The following is a 17,164-nucleotide window of genomic DNA, read 5'->3' as shown; positions in this document are numbered from 1 at the left end:
CGCGGCCCGTCGGCCGCATCCTACACCTGTTTCAAGACGGTTTCGTGACCGTCGGCTTTGCCGTCTGCGCAGCCGCGCCGTTCCGTTGCGTGACCGCCTCGGCGATTTCCTCGTCATCCAGCGTCAGGATGCGCTCGACCTCGGCCAGGGCGCTGTCGCGTTCGATGTAGTAACTGCGGGCCGCCGCGATCAAGTCGCGCATGGCGCTGTAGGCATAGCCTGAATCGTTGAGAAAGGACGTCGCCGCCGCCGGGCTGAGGTCGCCGCTGCGGATCAGCGCGTCGACCCGGCCGGTGGCCTTTTGCGCCGCCTCCTCGATCTGGGCGCGTTCTTCGTCCAGCCAGAGCGCGCTGCGGTCCTCGGGCGCGGCGCGGCCCAGCTTGCGTATCTCGACGGCGATGCGCGCGATTTCGGTCCGAAGATCGTCGTAAAGCCCGGTGACCGCCCCCTGCGGCCGCGTGGTATAGCGCAGGATGTTCTTGCGAAGATGCTTGACCGATTTCACCACCTGCACGATGTCGCTGGCCACATCGCGCAGGGCATAGACCCGGCCCGCGATGTCGGGCGGCAGCCGTTTGTCCCCGGCGCGGGTGGTGAATTCGACGATGGCGGAATAGAGCGTCTTGACCCGGCGCTCGTAATCCTGGTCGATGTCCAGCTCGAGCCGCCTGCGGCTCTGGCGCACGGTCTCGGCCAGGTTGTCGCTGGTATAGACCTGCTGTCTGTGCAGGTTGAGCCCGTGCATGATCAGCTCCGAGGCGTTTTCGTAAAGGTGCTGAACCTCTTTGCGCAAAGCGGTCTCGAAGGTCTGGGGGAAGGCGTCGACCGCCTCGTTGAGGTAACGCGGGCGGCTGACATCCGGCACCGGCTCGACGATCCGCTGCTCGATGAAGACGATCAGGCGGCGCAACATCGGCACCATCAGAACCACTCCGATCACGTTGAAGATCGTGTGGAACACCGCCAGCTTCATCGCGTAATCGCCCTCGGCGATCCCCACCGCCGCGCTGATCCAGTCGACGCTGTCGCGCAGCGGGGCGATGAAGACCAGCGCAACGGCGGCCGTGACCACGTTGAAGACCAGATGCGCAAGCGCCAGCCGCCGGCCCTGGAAATTCGCGCCGAGCGAGCCGATGATCGCGGTAACCGTGGTGCCGATGTTCGCGCCGATGGCCAGCGCCAGCGCGTTCTCATAGCTGATCTGACCGGCGGCCAGCGCGGTCAGGATCAGCACCATCGTCGCGTGGCTGGATTGCATGATCACCGTGGCGACCATGCCCGTCAGCGAATAGACCACCAGCCCCAGAAGCCCCGACAGCGCGAATTGCGTCAGGTCGATCTGATCCTTGAACGCCTCGAACCCCTCTTTCATGTAGTGGATACCCAGGAACAGAAACCCCAGCCCGCCCAGGGCAAAACCGACGCCCCGCAGGGGCTTGGACTTCTGAAAGACCAGCAGGATGCTGAGCGCCAGCATCGGCATCGCATAGGCGGCGATGTTGACCTTGAGCCCCAGCCCCGCGACCAGCCAGGCTCCGGTCGTCGTGCCGATATTGGCGCCGAAGATCACCCCGACGCCGCCGATCAGCGAAATCAGCCCGGCGCTGAGGAACGAGATGGTGATCACCGACACCAGCGAGCTCGACTGCAAGAGCGAGGTCGACACGATCCCGAAAGCGATGGCGCGCGGGGTCGAGCCGGTGGCGCTTTCCAGCACGCGCTCCATCGTGCCGCCGCCGAAGAGCTTGAAGCCGTCCTCCAGCATCCGGATCCCGAACAGAAAGATCGCAACCCCGGCGGCGATCTCCTGCGCATCCGGGCTGAACCAGAACGTCGCCAGCAGCGCCGCGATCGCGACCGGCAGACCGTAGCGCGTCATGCGGCCCCCCGAACCGCATGACCTGCGCCTGAAAGGCACTTACGCCCACGGGGCGCGGGGCATGAGACGGCGTCCCTTGTCATTCCGAATGCGCTCCCTGGCCGGAACTGCCGCGCCTCCTCTGCGCCACACCGCCCGGCCCGTCAGATGAAACCGTTGTGAATTCGATACGTACCGCCCGCCTGTGCCCCGGTCCTTGACGTGGATCATTGGCGTTTCGCCCGGGTGCGGGATGGTGTCCCCATCCGAACGGGCGCCAACGGGGGGATTGAGCCTTGCTGAGAACCGAAAACATCGAGACCGCCGTCCAGCGGAACCGGGACGAGCTTTTCCGTTTCGGGACCGCGCTGATCTTTATCGTCGGCATCATGCTTTTCACCATCGTGCGCACCGATGGCGGGATGGACGGCATCCTGCTGGTCGTAGCCGCGATGATCGGCGGCTACATGGCGATGAACATCGGCGCCAACGACGTGGCCAACAACGTGGGCCCCGCCGTCGGCTCGCAGGCGATCACCCTGACGGGTGCGATCCTGATCGCCGCGTTCTTCGAGGCGGGCGGCGCTCTGATCGCGGGCGGCGACGTGGTCGGCACGATCAAGAAGGGCATCATCGACCCCGAGCTGGTGGCCAACCGCGACACCTTTATCTGGCTGATGATCGCCGCATTGCTGGCGGCGGCGGTGTGGCTCAACTTCGCCACTGCCATCGGCGCGCCGGTCTCGACCACCCATTCCATCGTCGGGGGCGTGCTGGGGGCGGGGATCGCGGCGGCGGGCTGGGGCATCGCCAACTGGCACCAGGTCGCGATGATCGCCGCCAGCTGGGTGATCTCGCCGGTGCTGGGCGGCCTGATCGCCGCCGGGTTTCTCTATGTGATAAAGCGCACGATCACCTACCAGACCGACGTTCTGGGGGCGGCGAACCGGATGGTGCCGCTCTTGGTGGCGGTCATGGCCTGGGCCTTTGGCACGTATCTGATGCTCAAGGGGGTGACCAAGCTGATCAAGGTCGGCTTTCCCATCGCTCTGGTCATCGGGCTGGCGGCGGCCGCCCTGGTCTACCTGATCATGCGCCCCTACATCCGGCGCGCCACGCGGACGCTGCGCAACCACAAATCCAGCGTCAACGACCTTTTCACAATCCCACTGATCTTTGCCGCAGCCCTTTTAAGCTTTGCCCACGGCGCCAACGACGTGGCCAATGCGGTGGGTCCGCTGGCCGGGATCAACGAGGCCATCGTCGCGGGCGGTGTCGCCGCCAAGGCGTCGATCCCGCTCTGGGTCATGGCGGTGGGCGCGATCGGCATCTCGCTGGGACTGGCGCTTTACGGTCCCAAGCTGATCCGCACCGTGGGCAGCGAGATCACCGAGCTCGACAAGATGCGCGCCTTCTGCATCGCCATGGCCGCGGCGATCACGGTGATCATCGCCTCGCAGCTGGGCCTGCCGGTCAGCTCGACCCATATCGCGGTCGGCGGCGTCTTTGGTGTGGGCTTCCTTCGCGAATACATCAAGTCGAGCTACGCGCGGATGCTGGCCGAGATCCGCGAACACCACGCCGATCAGGACCCCAAGGCGATTGAGCATTTCCTGACCCGCTTCGAGGCCGCCGACGTGGCCAGCAAGGGCGAGATGCTGCGCACGATGAAGGCACAGACCGCCCAAGACCGGCTGCTGGCCAAACGCGAGCGCAGGGCGCTGGGGCGGGTGCACCGGGTCGAGCTGGTCAAACGCAACCTCTTGCTGCGGATCGCGGCGGCCTGGCTGATCACCGTGCCGCTGGCGGCGATCCTGGCGGCGATGTTCTTCTTCATGCTGCGGGGGATGCTGCTGCCCTGACCGGTTGATCCCGCCAGATGCGGCGCGGTCCGGTCGAAGGGGCGGAAACCCCGCAGAACCGGCGCACCACACGGGTCCATGGGGCATAAGAGCCCCGCGCGGATCGGGCTGTCCTTACTGCCCCTCCTGCAAGAGCCTGAGAGCGTCGGAGCCCTCCAGCCGCGCGTTGCCGACCGCGAAGTCGTAGGCGGATTCGCCCATCTCGGTTCTGGCGGCCGTATCGGCGCCCGCATCGAGCAGGACCATGATCTGATCCTCCGACCCGAATTTCGCGGCACCGTGGATCGGGGTCCAGTCGTTGGCCGTCTTGGCGTTCACCTCCGCCCCCGCATCCAGCAGCAGGCGGATGTTCTCGACCGCGCCGGTCGCCGCCACGAAATGCAGCGGGGTGCGGTTCCATTCGTCCTTGGCGTTCACGTCGGCACCGGCTGCAAGAAGCGCGGCAATCACCTCGGGCCTGGCCGTCGCGACCCAGTGCAGCGCGGATTTGCCCACCTCGTCGCGCGCGTTCACATCCGTGCCCGCGTCGATCAGTTGCCGGACGCTGTCGGCTGTCGCCGTTGCGTAATAGCCCGCATCGCAAAGCTCTGCGCAGTCGCCGCCGGCCAGGGCCGCCCCCGCCAGACAAACCGCGCCCCATGTGACCGCGCCGAATACCCTTTTCATGACGTCCTCCCCCGTGCTTGGGCGGCAATGCGCCGCGACGGGAGTATAGCAGAAAGCCGCGATATCCGTGAGATCGCGGCGGCCCTGTCGCCAAAGCCGATATGGATGCGCGCACCTAGCCGGCGCTTGCCCGGCCCCGTTCGCCGAGCTTCGGTTCGAGGAACGCCATCAATCCGGTTTCCTTTGCGTAACACCGCAGTGCGGTTAACATGATGAGGATTTGAGTTGCCGGATCGGACCGCCCGAACCCCGGCGCGCCCCATCGACCTGACGTTATCCGGACAAGACGCACAAAGGAGGACACCCGGAATGACCGCAAAGACAAGACACTTGGCCACGTTGTTTGCCGCCGCCGCGCTCGGCCTCGCGGCCACCCTTTTCGGCGGCGGGCTGTCGCCCGCCTTGGCGCAAGACAGCGTGCGGATCCAGTTCGAACCCGGCGCCACCAGCGCCACCATCAACGGCACGATCGTCGGGGATGAATATATCGACTAAGTGCTGGGGGCGCAGGGCGGTCAGACCATGGTCGCCTCGCTTGCCGTCACCGGGACCAACGGCAACGGGTCAATCTATTTCAACATCCTGCCGGGGGGGCAGGATTATCCGGCGCTCTTCAACGGCAGCATGGACGGCCAGCGCGCCGAGGTGACGCTTCCCTCGAGCGGCGACTGGGCGATCCGGGTCTACCTGATGGGCAACGACCGCGACGCGGGCAAGACGGTGGGCTTTTCCATCGACGTCTACATCGCGCCCGGCGGCGCATCGCAGAGTTCGGGCGGGTCGGATGCGGGTCTGCTGCCCGAAGAGGATTTCTTTGTCGTGCGCCTGTCGGGGAACGGCGTGCTGAACGTCCGCGACGCACCGCGCGCCAGCGCCCAGAAGATCGGCGAGCACCGCAACGGCACGGTCCTGCGCAACGCGGGCGGCTGCACCATGTCGGACGGCCAGCAATGGTGCCAGGTCCAGGCCTCGAGCGGCGGCGTGATCGGCTGGGTCGCGGCGCGCTTTCTCGGCCTGCCAGGGCCGGGCGACCAGGGGGCGGCGTCAGGCGGCGGCGACATGATGCGGGTCGCCGGTGTGCCGGACAACGATCTGCTCAACGTCCGCAGCGGGCCGGGCGCCGGCAACGCCATCGTCGGCGCGCTCGGCAATGACGACCGCGTGCGCAGGCTCGGCTGTGAGGATGTCGGCAGCGCGCGCTGGTGCGAGATCGAGATGCAGACCGACATGCGCGAACGCGGCTGGGTCAACGCCCGGTATCTGCAGTGATCACGGGGCGTGCCCCCGCGCCCAACCTGCCAACACATTGAAAGGAGGACCATTTCATGCATACTTTTCTCAAACTCACCACCCTCGCCCTGACTGCGGCGGCCCTGACCGGTTGCGACAGTATCGGTGACGCAGAGCCGGTCATGGAGAACGGCCAGATGGCGCCCGATCCCTCGGGCCCGCCCTTCATCGAGACCATGGACGTGTCGGTCAGCGACGCAGCCGTCACCGCCTGCCGCACCACGCTCGATGCAGAGACCGATGGCGACGTGGTCGTCGTGGGCAGCGAGTTTTCAGAGGCCGCGACAGCGGTCTACATGCGGGTCGGCGCAAACGGCGCGCCATGGCGCTGCCTGGTATCCGGCGACGGGTCGAACCCGTCGCTGATGTTCGTGGGGAACGAGGGCACGCTCTGACACCTGGGCCGGCGGGGCGGCCCAGGCCGCCCCTTGACTTACCTCTGACGCCGAAGGGAATAACCGATGGTCTTTGGTAACCCGTTCATCAAATTGACGGCACTGGCCGCAACCGCCGCAGCGCTTGCAGGCTGTGCCGAGACCGCCGACACCATGGCCGACGATGGGCTGAGCGGCACCGAGGCGCAATTCAACGCCATGACCGCCCCCTGTATCGATCAGGCGGCCGCCTTCAGCGGCGCCCCGGCGGTGGACATCGACCTCGTCAACCGCATTCGCACCGGCGGCGGGCCGCTTCTGGTGCTTGACGCGGGCGGCCAGCGCCTGAGTTGCCGGTTGGAAGACGACGGCCGCGTGACCGTCTTCAGCGAATACGCGAACTGAGTTTTCCGCGCGCGCCGCCCCTCCGGCTGAACGCACGCGCCTGAGCGGCGGCCCGGCGATACCGGGCGCCGCGCTTCTCTGACATTGCCACGCCCCAGCCGTGCCGCAGAGCGCTTTGCTGTCTCTTTGCCAAGAGGAACGGCGCGTGCCCGTGCGACCGGACCTCCTGCCTTCAGAGGCCGTCAGCCGGGCCTCGCGATTCGTTCGCGGTCTGCTCAAACTTCGGGCAAGCCGCCTGCTACACTAAATTTTATTATTACTAAACATCCTATTACATCATTTATAATTTTTTATTTGTAATTTCATCGCACCTCACACACCATCATCCCCGACAGAACTCAGGAGGTTTCAGATGGTCAGCAGGATACGGATCGGCTTGCTCACACCGTCGTCGAACACCGTGATGGAGCCGCGGGTCGGCGCGCTTTTGGCGGACCTGCCCCTGGTGACAGCCCATTTCGGGCGCTTCCGCGTCACCCGCATCGCCATGAGCGACGACGCGCTTGGGCAATTCACGTTCGAGCCGCAGTTGCAGGCCGCGGACCTTCTGGCAGACGCCAAGTGCGACGTGATCGCCTGGGGCGGCACCTCGGGCGGCTGGCTGGGCGTAGAGAACGACCGCGATCTCTGCCGCCGGATCACGGCGCTGACCGGGGTTCCGGCGACCACGTCGACGCTGGCCACGCTGGACGGCTTCCGCGCCCTGGGCGCGGACACCTACGGGCTGGCGACACCATACCTCGACGACGTGCAGCAGGCGATCTGCACCAATTTCGCCGCCGCCGGTTTCGACTGCGTGGCCGAACGGCACCTCGGCGACCCGGGCAATTTCAGCTTTGCCACCTATGACGAGGACACCGTGGCGGACCTGATCCGCGAGGTGGCCCGCAAAGGCCCCGGCGCAATCGCCGTCTTCTGCACCAATTTCGACGGAACGCGCGTGGCGCCGCGCGTCGAGAAAGAGACCGGCGTGCCTGTCCTCGACAGCATCTCGGTCACGATGTGGCACGCGCTCCGGCTCGCCGGCATGGATACGTCGGCCCTGTCGGGCTGGGGGCGGATTTTCGAGTGCGACCTACCCACCAACGACCAGCGAAACGGCGCGCCGATCCCGGCGTGACGCCTGAACGAACGACAGATCCTAACAAGGGAGAACTGAAATGAAGTCACTCATCACCCTCGCGGTTTCCGCGACGATCGCCACGGCGACCGTGGCCAGCGCCGAGAGCTACGCCTTCAAGGCGCTCGGCCAGCCCGTCGCCACCGGCCTGATCCAGAAGAACGTGGAACAGCCCTTCTTCGAGAATTTCGCCGAAAAGACCGGCATCGACGCCACGGTGGATTACAAGCCGCTCGACGTGACCGGCATCAAGGACACCGAACAGCTGCGCATTCTCAAGGCGGGGCTTTTCGACATCGTGTCGCTGCGCATGAGCCAGGTGTCGCGCGACGAGCCGACGATCCTCGGCCTCGATCTGGTCGGGCTGAACCCCGATTACGACACCGGCCGCAAGACCATCGCCGCCTTCGCCGACAAGGTGGATGCGCAGCTGCAGGCCAAGTTCAACACCAAGCTGCTGGGCGTCTGGCCGTTCGGCCCGCAGGTGCTGTTCTGCGAGCCCGAAATCGCGCAACTTTCGGACCTTCAGGGCAAGAAGGTGCGGGTCTACGACCAGAACCTCGCCAATTTCGTCTCGTCCGTCGGCGGCACACCGGTGCCCATCGGCTTTCCCGACGTGCACCAGTCGCTGGCCCGCGGCGTCGTGGATTGCGCCATCACAGGCCCCAGCTCGGCCAATTCCGCGGGCTGGCCGGAGGTGACCAACTACATGCTGCCGGTGGCCTTCCAGCTGGCGGTGAACGGTTATGGCATCAACCTTGACGCCTGGAACAAGCTTTCGGCGGAGGATCAGGTCAAGCTCGAGGCCGGGTTCGACCAGCTGGTCGAAGACATCTGGACCTATTCCGAAGAGCTCTTTGACGACGCGGTGCGCTGCAACGTCGGTCAGGACCCCTGCGAGACGGTCAAGAAATACGACCTGAAGCTGGTGCCGATCACCGACGCCGACAAGGCGATCATCGAGAGCGCGGTCAACGAGATCTCGTTCCCGACCTGGGCCGAGGTCTGCGACAAGCAAAATCCCACCTGCTCGGAAGACTGGAAGGCGGCCATGGGCGCCGTGATGACCCAATGACCGATCAGACCAGCGACGGGGCCGTTCAGGCCCCGTCCCCCCGTTCGGCCCTGAGCCACCTTGCAGGAGCGCCCCAGATGGAAACCTTCGCCGCACTGGCCTCACGGCTTTTCGGGATCGCCCTCGTCGCCCTGTCGCTCTTCGTCTCGGTCGAGACCGTGGCGCGGAAACTGTTCAACTTTTCCTTCGAAGGCGCGGACGAGCTGGGCGGCTATGTGCTGGCCGTCGGATCGAGCCTGGCTTTCGTCGTGGCGCTGGTGGACCGCGCGCATATCCGGATCGACGTGCTGCACGCGCGCTTTCCCAAGCGGTTGCAGGCGATCATGGACTGGCTGTCGATCGTGTCGCTGGCGCTGCTGGGGCTCTTCATCCTCTACGTGGGCCGCATCGTGATCGTTGACACGCTGGCCTATGGGTCGACCGCGCCGACGCCTTGGGCGACGCCGCTGATCTGGCCGCAGGCCGCCTGGTATGCAGCGCTTTCCCTCTTTGCGCTGTCGGCCATCTACATGGCCGTCCGCGCCACGGTGCACGTCATCAACGGCCGGCTCGACCAGGTCAGCGCCGAGTTCCACCCCAAGGGGGCCATCGAAGAACTCGAAGAAGAAATGAGCGATCTGGAGCGTCGTTGACCGACGCTCCGATCATCACGTTACGCGGGGCCGAGGCCCCGGATCTTGGGAGGATAACATGGGTGTAGCATCGGTTTTCACGGGCTTCTTCGGGATGATGGGCCTTTTGCTCATGAGCTTCCCGATTGCGGTCATCATGGTCATTCTGGGGGTGCTGGGCGGCGTGCTGCTGTTCGGCTGGCCGCTATTGAATTCGATGGGGCCGGTGATCTGGGGGGTGCAGAACGAAAACATCCTGACCGCGATCCCACTTTTCATCCTGCTGGGAGAACTCTTGCTGCGCAGCGGCATCGCCGACCGGATGTACGGCGCGCTGGCGCTGTGGCTGAACCGGCTGCCGGGGGGGCTTTTGCACACCAACATCGGCTGCTGTTCGCTTTTCGCCGCAACCTCCGGCTCGTCGGTGGCCACCGCCGCGACCGTGGGTACGGTCGCTTTACCCAACCTCAAGGCTCGGGGCTATGGCGCGCGCCAGGCGCTGGGGTCGCTGGCCGCGGGCGGCACGCTGGGCATCTTGATCCCGCCGTCGGTGAACCTGCTGATCTACGGCTCGCTGGCCAATGAATCCATCGGCCAGCTTTTCATCGCGGGCATTATTCCCGGCATCGCGCTGACGCTTCTCTTCATGCTCTATATCGCGGCGGAATCCTATTTCATCCCGGTCACCGGCGACGCCTCCGAGGAACCCCGCGTGCCCTTGTCGGAAAAAATCGCGGCGCTGAAGCACCTTATCCCCCCCGCCATCATCTTTGCTGTTGTCATGGGGTCGATCTATTTCGGCATCGCCACGCCGACGGAATCCGCCGCCCTGGGCGTGGTCGCAGCCCTGGCCTTCGCCGCCCGCGAGGGCAAGCTGAGCCTGGAATTCTTCGACCATTGCTTCCGCCAGACCGCCAAGACCACCGGCATGATCCTGCTGATCATCACCGCCGCCTTCATGCTGAACGTCACGCTGGCGCTGGGGGGCATCGCGCAAACGATGACCCAGTGGGTCGCCTCGTTCGGGCTGTCGCCGGCCGCACTTCTGATGGCGCTGATCGTGTTCTACCTCTTCCTCGGCATGTTCATGGACGTGTTGTCGATGCAGGTGCTGACCATTCCGGTGGCGCTGCCGATCGTGACCGCCGTGGGCGTCGACCCGATCTGGTTCGGCATCTTCATCGTGCTGATGTGCGAGCTGGGCATGATCACGCCGCCGGTGGGCATGAACCTTTACGTTGTGCAGGGCGTGCGCACCGATGGAGGGCCGTTCCGCGACGTGGTGCTGGGGGCCATCCCCTACGCGCTGATCATGGTGCTCTTCACGATCCTGCTGATCTTCGTGCCGGGCATCGTGACGTGGCTGCCCGAAACGATGCTCGGACGTTAAGGCCATGCGCCAGGATTTCTGGACCCTGGGGGCGGCCGATCTGACGGCCGCCTACCGCGACGGCCGCGCCGATCCGGTCGCCGTCGTCGAGGAGCTGACCGCGCGCATCGCCGCGCTGAACCCGGTGCTGAACGCCTATGTGGCCTTGGCCGAGGACCTGCCCGAACAGGCCCGCGCGTCGCAGCGGCGCTGGCAGGCGGGCAAGCCGCTCTCGCCGCTCGACGGCGTGCCGGTGGCGATCAAGGACAACCTGCATGTCGCCGGAATGCGGACGGCCTGGGGCGGGCACACGTTCGACACCGTGGCGGGCGCGGACGAGCTGCCCGTCGCCCGCCTGCGCGCCGCCGGAGCGATCCTGGTGGGCAAGACCAACACGCCCGAATTCGCGGTCGAGGGCTATACCGCCAACGCCCGTTTCGGCGTGACGCGGAACCCCTGGGACCCGGCGCTGACGCCCGGCGGGTCCTCGGGCGGATCGGTGGCGGCGGTGGCGGCGGGGCTGGCGACGCTGGCCATCGGCACCGATGGCGGCGGCTCGACGCGGCGACCCGCGGGGCATACCGGCCTCTACGGGCTGAAACCCAGCATCGGGCGCATCGCGCGCGGCGGCGGGCTGCCGCAGATCCTGCTGGATTTCGAGGTGATCGGCACCTTCGCCCGCGACTGTGCCGATCTCGACTTGCTCTACCGCGTGCTGGCCGGGGCCGACCGGGGCGATCCCGCCTCGCGCGCCCTGCCAGCCGTGCCCGACAGCGCCGAGGGGCTGCGCATCCTGTCGGTGCCGCTGCTGGGCGAGAAACCCTGCGACGCCGAGATCCTGACCGCCCATCGCGCGCTGGCCGACCGGCTGTCCGGCCTCGGCCATCACGTCAGCGAAGGCCCCCTGCCCATCGACCTCGATCCGGTGGGCGCGTTCTGGGGCAGCTTCGGGCAGATCGGCCTCGCCGCCCTGCGCGACAGGCTGCCAGAGATGGCCGCCAAGGCCGGGCCGCTCTACCTGCAGATGGCCGAGGCCGGCGCGGCATTGCCCGCCCCGGCGCTCTTTAATGCGATAGAGGCGGTGCGCGCGCTACGCTCCGCCATGTCGCAGCTTTTCGCGCAGTGGGACGTCATCCTGATGCCCACCGCCGCGGCGCAGCCCTGGCCCGCCGAAAAGACCCACCCCGAGACCATCGCCGGTACGCCGGTCGGCCCGCGCGGTCATGCGATCTATACCGGCTGGGTCAACGCCTCGGGCCACCCCGGTCTGGCGGTGCCTGCCGGATTCGACCGCGCGGGCCTGCCCATCGGCTGCCAGCTGATCGGCGATCTGGGCGGCGAAGACCGGCTGATCCGCCTTGCCGGCGCGCTGGAACGGCGCGGGCCCGGCTGGCGTTGGCCCGCGCTCTGCACCGCGTCAGGCAAGGGTGTCGAGGTCGAGTGACACCGCCCCCAGCCCGTCGATCCGGCCCTCGACGCGCATCCCCCCGCGCACATAGGGCAGACCGTTCAGGGAACCGGTGATCACCACCTGGCCCGGCGTCAGCCCGCCGCAGTGATCGCCGATCATCTCTTCCAGCACGAGGAAATTCTCGAACGCGTCGCCGCCGGGCACTGCGGCGTCGCCATCCAGCACGGTCTCGCCACCAAAGGTCAGGCAGGCCTGAACCGGCCCGAGGCGCAGCCCCTGCCAGTCCTTGACCGCCTGCCCCACGACCAGCCCGCCGTTGATCTGGTTGTCGGCCAGCTTCATCATCGGCGGGGCGTCCATCGGCAGGCGCGTCCGCACGATCTCGATCACCGGCACGGCCGAGAGACACCCCGCAATAGCCGCGCGCCGGTCGGGCGCGCCCGCCTCGGGCAGCGGGGCGTCGATGCGAAAGCCCACCTCCAGCTCGATGCCGATCTGTTCGTCGCCGGGCACCGCCAGCCGCGCCCCGGCGGGAATGATATCCGGCGCAAGGATCGGCGCCATGATGCGCGGGGCGTCGGGCTTGTTCGCGACCTTGAAGCCGCCGACCGGGCCGCAGGCACGCGCGACAAGCGCCTGCACCCGATAGGCCTCGGCGGCCTTTGTGACCGTGGCGGGCAAAGCATGGGCAGCCAGCGCGCGCCCCTCCTTACGGGCCTTCAGCAGGGCGTCGGCCAGGGTCCGGGCCTCGGGCGCATGAAAATCATTTTTCATTTCATAATTTCTTTCATGATGATAACGTTATTTTAATTATAAATCTTGACGCTTCCAGCGACAAGCCGCTTCGCATAGAAAGGTCAGGCGGATACGGGCCGCCGTTGCCACGCATCTGCCGGGGAGGAGACCCAGATGAAGACACGCAGATCGGACCATCCGCGCAGGCGGGTCGACCGCCGGGGCAAGCAGGCGATCAGCCGGGTGCCACTGCACGAACAGGTGGCGGGCGAAATCCGCTCGATGATCGTGGCCGGCGATCTGGCGCCGGGCGAAAAGGTGCGGGTGTCCGAACTGGCCGAAGAACTGGACGTATCGCTGACACCCATGCGCGAGGCGCTCAAGATCCTCGACAAGGAAAACCTGGTCGAGCTGACCACCAACCGCGGCGCGCGGGTGTCCGAGATCACGGTCGAGGGCACGCGCAGCCTCTTTGAGGTGATCTCGCGGCTTGAATCCCTGGCGGCGGAACTGGCCGCCGAACGGATCACCGCCGATGAGCTGGCGGTTCTCGAAGACCTGCACGCGCGGATGCGCGACTGCCACGAGACGGGCGATCTGCCCGGCTATTTCGACCTCAACCGCCAGATCCACGATCTGGTCGTCGAGGCCGCCAAGAACCCCGATCTGACACGCGTGCGCACCAGCCTTGCCTTTCACGTCGAACGCGCGCGCTTTCTGTCGGTCGGCACGACGCCCCACCGCGACCGGTCCATGGCCGATCACGAGGCGCTGATGCAGGCGCTGCGCGAACGTGACGCGAAGGCCGCCCGGGACATCTGGCAGACGCATCTGGAACGCGCCGGGAACGAGACCTGCCGCCTGGTCGCGCAGTGGAAGGAAGACGCCGGGGCGACGGCCGCGCAATAGCCCAACGCAAAAAGGCCGGGCGTTGCGGCCCGGCCTTTGTCAGCTTTCAAACGTGGCTCAGGCCGCGCGGGTCGTGGCCTGAGCCGCGCCATCGGCCAGAAGGTCGATGGCCGCCTGCACGCCGCCCTTGCGGTGCGGCACCCCGGCGCGGACAAGGCCCATCTCGATCCCCGAAAGCGTGCCCAGCAGCATCAGGTCGTTGAAATCGCCCAGATGGCCGATGCGGAACACCCGGTCCTGCAACCGGCCCAGCCCGTTGCCCAGCGACATGTTCAGCTGGGAATGAATGATGCCGCGCAGGGCGTCGGCAGAATGCCCCTCGGGCATCATGACGGCGGTCAGCACGGGCGAGTAATGCTCGGGCATCCGGCAGAGCACCTCGAGCCCCCAGGTTTCCACCGCCAGCCTTGTGGCGGCGGCGTGACGCCGATGCCGGGCAAAGACCGCCTCCAGCCCCTCCTCGTGCAGCATGTCGATGGCCTCGACCAGGCCGTAAAGCATGTTGGTCGCGGGGGTGTAGGGGAAATAGCCGGTCTTGTTCGCCGCGATCATCTCGCCCCAATCCCAGAACGAGCGCGGCAACGCGGCGGTCTGGGAGGCGGCAAGCGCCTTGCCGCTGACCGCGTTGAACGACAGCCCCGGCGGTAGCATCAGCCCTTTCTGCGACCCGCCCACGGTGACGTCGACGCCCCATTCGTCGTGGCGATAGTCGACCGACCCCAGCGAAGAGATCGTATCGACCAGCAGCAGCGCCGGGTGGTTTGCCGCGTCGATGGCCGCCCGCACCGCCGGGATGTCCGAGGTGCAGCCGGTCGAGGTTTCGTTGTGCACCACGCAGACCGCGCGGATCTCGTGCCCGGTGTCGGCCCGCAGGCGGGCTTCGATGGCGTCGGCATCGGCGGCCTGCCGCCAGTCGGTCTCGATGATTTCGGGGGTCAGCCCCAGACGGTTGGCCAGCCGCTGCCAGAGCCAGGCGAATTGGCCGGTCTCGCACATCAGCACGCGGTCGCCGGGCGACAGCGTGTTGACCAAAGCGGCCTCCCACGCGCCGGTGCCCGAGGCCGGGTAGATGATCACGTCGCTTTCCGTCCCGAAGATCGTCTTCATCCCGTCCAGCGCCCGGCGGCCCAGGTCGCCGAATTCCGGGCTGCGATGATCCATCGTCGGGTTGTCGATGGCCCGCAGGATGCGGTCGGGCACCGTGCTGGGGCCGGGGATCTGCAAAAAGTGGCGTCCGGGTCTGCGCATGTCTGTGGTCTCCAGAATCAGGAAAGGGATTTTGTGAGAGCAGTTTATGCGAATTTTGATATTTAATCAACTTTAGCGTAACGCACTGATTTATTGACGATTACCCTTGCGACCTCTCTAAGAGGCCGCAGCCGTCCAGCCTAGATCGCCGTCCGGTCGATATGCCCGCCACGCCGTGCGTCGGTGTCGACCACGCCGTTGCGCACGACGACCTGGCCCTTCAGCACCACCACCTGCGGCCAGCCGGTCACCTGCATCCCCTCGTAGGGCGTATAATCGGACCCGTGATGCAGATCGCCTTGGGTGATCGTCCGCGCCTCTTCCGGGTCCCAGAGCACCAGATCGGCATCGCCGCCGACGACGATGGACCCCTTGCGCGGATACAGCCCGTACAGCTTGGCTGGGTTGGTGGCGGTCAGCTCGACGAACCGCTCGATGCTGATGCGCCCCTTCGACACCCCTTCGGAAAAGAGGATCGGCAGGCGGGTCTCGATCCCCGGAATGCCGTTCGGCACCCATTTGAACGAGGTGCGGGCGCGGGGGTTGTCCTTGCCGGTGCCGGCCTCGCCCTGATAGCGGAAGGGCGCATGGTCCGACGAGAAAAGGTCGAACGTCCCGTCCCGCAGCCCTTCCCAGATCGCCTCTTGCGCGGCGGTGTCGCGCGGCGGCGGCGAGCAGACGTATTTCGCGCCCTCGAAATCCATGTTCAGCCCTTTGAGGTCGTCCCGCGTCAGCGCGATATATTGCGGGCAGGTTTCTGCATGAACCCTGAGTCCTCGTTTGCGCGCCCACTGGATCTGCTCCATCGGGTCGCGGCCCGAGACATGGACGATCACGATGGGCACATCGACCAGTTGCGCATGGCTGATGGCGCGGTGGGTGGCCTCGCGCTCGGCGATCTCGGAATGGGCGATGGCGTGGTAATAGGGCGCGGTCTGGCCCGCCGCCTCGAGCTTGCGGGTTATGTGGCGGATCGCGTCGTGCCCCTCGGCATGGACCATGACCAGCGCCTTTTCGCGCCGCGCGACCTCGAACACGTCGAGCAGTTCGGCATCGGTCAGACGCAGGTCGTCGTAGGTCATGAAGACCTTGAACGAGGAATAGCCGTCGCGGATCAGCGCGGGCAATTCCTGGCCCAGAACCTGCGGCGTGGGGTCCGACACGATCAAGTGAAAGGCCACGTCCACATGGCAGTTCCCCTCGGCCTTGGCGTGATAGTCGCGCACGGCCTCGCGCAGGGATTTGCCTTTCTCCTGCAGCGCGAAGGGCAGAACGGTGGTCGACCCGCCCGCGGCGGCGGCGCGCGTGCCGCTGTCGAAATCGTCGGCCATGATCGTGCCGTCGCTTGTGGGCTGCGCCAGATGGACATGTGCATCGACGCCGCCGGGCAGGACCAGCCGGCCGGTGGCGTCCAGCACCTCGCGCGCGCCAGACAGGTCGTGACCGATCTGGACGATGCGCCCATCCCGGATGCCCAGATCGGCGCGAAACCGGTCGGACGCCGTCACAATGGTTCCGCCGCGCACGACGAGATCGAATTCGGACATGGATGGGTTCCCTGCTGATGTCATTTGCGAGGCGGACCGGATTCGGCGCTTGCAGCGGCGACGGTAGCACCGCAAGCATATTAAATCAAATTGCGCGTTATATATTGTTTTTATGTTATTTATTTTACTCAAAATTACCCCATACTCCGAACCTCTGCCCCTGCGGATATTTCCGAACTGCCCATTCTCAACCACCCACGGGCCCCCTATATATGCAAGAACGGGAATGTATGGGGGCCTCTCCGATGAACATCAAACTGACTTGCCTCTCCTGCGGCCAGGCGAACCGGATCCCGCAGGACCGGCTGCGCGCCAAGCCCAAATGCGGCACCTGCGGCGCGCCTCTGGTGGGTGCGGCGCCGGTCGAGATCTCTCTGGACGTGCTGAAAAAGGCCGAAAGGATGGACGACCTCCCGCTCATCGTCGATTTCTGGGCCGCGTGGTGCGGACCCTGCCGGATGATGGCGCCCGAGTTTGCCAAGGCGGCGCAGGCCTTGCAGGGCGTCGCGCGCTTCGCCAAGCTTGACACCGAGGCCTTCCCTGCGGCGGGGGGCCGTTACGGCATCCGCGGCATCCCGCTTTTGATCGCGTTCAGGGGCGGGCGCGAGATCGGCCGTCGAACAGGTGTGACGCCCGCCCAAGAGATCGCGGATTGGGTCGGCGCCAGCGCCGGAAAATGAAAGG

17 protein-coding genes are annotated in these 17,164 nt (G+C 66.3%); 12 read left to right on the top strand and 5 right to left on the bottom strand.

Annotated features, from left to right (window positions below):
• Positions 1–31: 31 nt before the first annotated feature.
• Complete coding sequence (locus RXV88_RS10320; protein WP_316292563.1) at positions 32–1,879, bottom strand: Na/Pi symporter; 1,848 nt, start codon at positions 1,877–1,879, stop codon at positions 32–34.
• 275 nt (positions 1,880–2,154) lie between these two features.
• Between RXV88_RS10320 and RXV88_RS10315 the strand changes: the two genes are divergently transcribed.
• Positions 2,155–3,720, top strand: coding sequence for an anion permease (locus RXV88_RS10315; protein WP_316292561.1), 1,566 nt, complete (start codon positions 2,155–2,157; stop codon positions 3,718–3,720).
• Between the two features lie 114 nt (positions 3,721–3,834).
• On the opposite strand, the gene RXV88_RS10310 is transcribed toward RXV88_RS10315, so the two are convergent.
• Positions 3,835–4,386: an ankyrin repeat domain-containing protein gene (locus RXV88_RS10310; RefSeq protein ID WP_316292559.1), complete on the bottom strand. Its 552-nt coding sequence runs from the start codon at positions 4,384–4,386 to the stop codon at positions 3,835–3,837.
• A gap of 309 nt (positions 4,387–4,695) precedes the next feature.
• On the opposite strand from RXV88_RS10310, the gene RXV88_RS10305 reads away from it, so the two are divergent.
• The 9 genes from RXV88_RS10305 (at position 4,696) to RXV88_RS10265 (ending at position 12,074) form a co-directional block, all read left to right on the top strand.
• Positions 4,696–4,881, top strand: coding sequence for a hypothetical protein (locus RXV88_RS10305; RefSeq protein WP_316292557.1), 186 nt, complete (start codon positions 4,696–4,698; stop codon positions 4,879–4,881).
• Between the two features lie 27 nt (positions 4,882–4,908).
• On the top strand, positions 4,909–5,655 hold the full coding sequence (locus tag RXV88_RS10300; protein WP_316292555.1) for an SH3 domain-containing protein: 747 nt from the start codon (positions 4,909–4,911) through the stop codon (positions 5,653–5,655).
• A 56-nt stretch (positions 5,656–5,711) separates the two neighbouring features.
• Positions 5,712–6,071, top strand: a complete 360-nt coding sequence (locus RXV88_RS10295; RefSeq protein WP_316292554.1) for a hypothetical protein — start codon at positions 5,712–5,714, stop codon at positions 6,069–6,071.
• A 66-nt stretch (positions 6,072–6,137) separates the two neighbouring features.
• Positions 6,138–6,455, top strand: coding sequence for a hypothetical protein (locus tag RXV88_RS10290; protein ID WP_316292552.1), 318 nt, complete (start codon positions 6,138–6,140; stop codon positions 6,453–6,455).
• A gap of 352 nt (positions 6,456–6,807) precedes the next feature.
• The gene (locus RXV88_RS10285) at positions 6,808–7,575 is read left to right on the top strand and encodes an aspartate/glutamate racemase family protein (protein WP_316292550.1); all 768 of its coding nucleotides are present in this window, start codon (positions 6,808–6,810) and stop codon (positions 7,573–7,575) included.
• Between the two features lie 40 nt (positions 7,576–7,615).
• Positions 7,616–8,650, top strand: a complete 1,035-nt coding sequence (locus RXV88_RS10280) for a TRAP transporter substrate-binding protein (RefSeq protein WP_316292548.1) — start codon at positions 7,616–7,618, stop codon at positions 8,648–8,650.
• 77 nt (positions 8,651–8,727) lie between these two features.
• Positions 8,728–9,282 carry a TRAP transporter small permease gene (locus RXV88_RS10275; RefSeq protein ID WP_316292547.1) on the top strand — a complete coding sequence of 185 codons (555 nt, stop codon included), beginning with the start codon at positions 8,728–8,730 and terminating at the stop codon, positions 9,280–9,282.
• Positions 9,283–9,340: 58 nt separating this feature from the next.
• Positions 9,341–10,651: a TRAP transporter large permease gene (locus RXV88_RS10270; protein WP_316292545.1), complete on the top strand. Its 1,311-nt coding sequence runs from the start codon at positions 9,341–9,343 to the stop codon at positions 10,649–10,651.
• A gap of 4 nt (positions 10,652–10,655) precedes the next feature.
• A complete protein-coding gene (locus tag RXV88_RS10265) occupies positions 10,656–12,074 on the top strand; it encodes an amidase (protein ID WP_316292544.1) in 1,419 nt (472 codons plus the stop codon).
• Here the strand turns inward: RXV88_RS10265 and RXV88_RS10260 are convergent.
• Positions 12,048–12,815: a 2-keto-4-pentenoate hydratase gene (locus tag RXV88_RS10260; protein WP_316292541.1), complete on the bottom strand. Its 768-nt coding sequence runs from the start codon at positions 12,813–12,815 to the stop codon at positions 12,048–12,050. The two genes, RXV88_RS10265 and RXV88_RS10260, sit on opposite strands and share 27 nt — an antisense overlap.
• 135 nt (positions 12,816–12,950) lie before the next feature.
• On the opposite strand from RXV88_RS10260, the gene RXV88_RS10255 reads away from it, so the two are divergent.
• Positions 12,951–13,685: a GntR family transcriptional regulator gene (locus RXV88_RS10255; protein WP_316292540.1), complete on the top strand. Its 735-nt coding sequence runs from the start codon at positions 12,951–12,953 to the stop codon at positions 13,683–13,685.
• A gap of 57 nt (positions 13,686–13,742) precedes the next feature.
• On the opposite strand, the gene RXV88_RS10250 is transcribed toward RXV88_RS10255, so the two are convergent.
• Together RXV88_RS10250 and hydA are read right to left on the bottom strand one after the other, a co-directional pair.
• Positions 13,743–14,933 carry a pyridoxal-phosphate-dependent aminotransferase family protein gene (locus RXV88_RS10250; protein ID WP_316292538.1) on the bottom strand — a complete coding sequence of 397 codons (1,191 nt, stop codon included), beginning with the start codon at positions 14,931–14,933 and terminating at the stop codon, positions 13,743–13,745.
• A gap of 140 nt (positions 14,934–15,073) precedes the next feature.
• The gene (hydA, locus tag RXV88_RS10245; RefSeq protein ID WP_316292536.1) at positions 15,074–16,480 is read right to left on the bottom strand and encodes a dihydropyrimidinase; all 1,407 of its coding nucleotides are present in this window, start codon (positions 16,478–16,480) and stop codon (positions 15,074–15,076) included.
• Positions 16,481–16,725: 245 nt separating this feature from the next.
• Between hydA and RXV88_RS10240 the strand changes: the two genes are divergently transcribed.
• On the top strand, positions 16,726–17,160 hold the full coding sequence (locus RXV88_RS10240; RefSeq protein ID WP_316292534.1) for a thioredoxin domain-containing protein: 435 nt from the start codon (positions 16,726–16,728) through the stop codon (positions 17,158–17,160).
• Positions 17,161–17,164 lie beyond the last annotated feature (4 nt).

This window comes from Aestuariicoccus sp. MJ-SS9 (genome assembly GCF_032586235.1).
Classification (GTDB): domain Bacteria; phylum Pseudomonadota; class Alphaproteobacteria; order Rhodobacterales; family Rhodobacteraceae; genus Aestuariicoccus.
The sequence above is the reverse complement of the archived record's forward strand: the minus strand, read 5'-3'. Positions and strand labels throughout refer to the sequence as shown.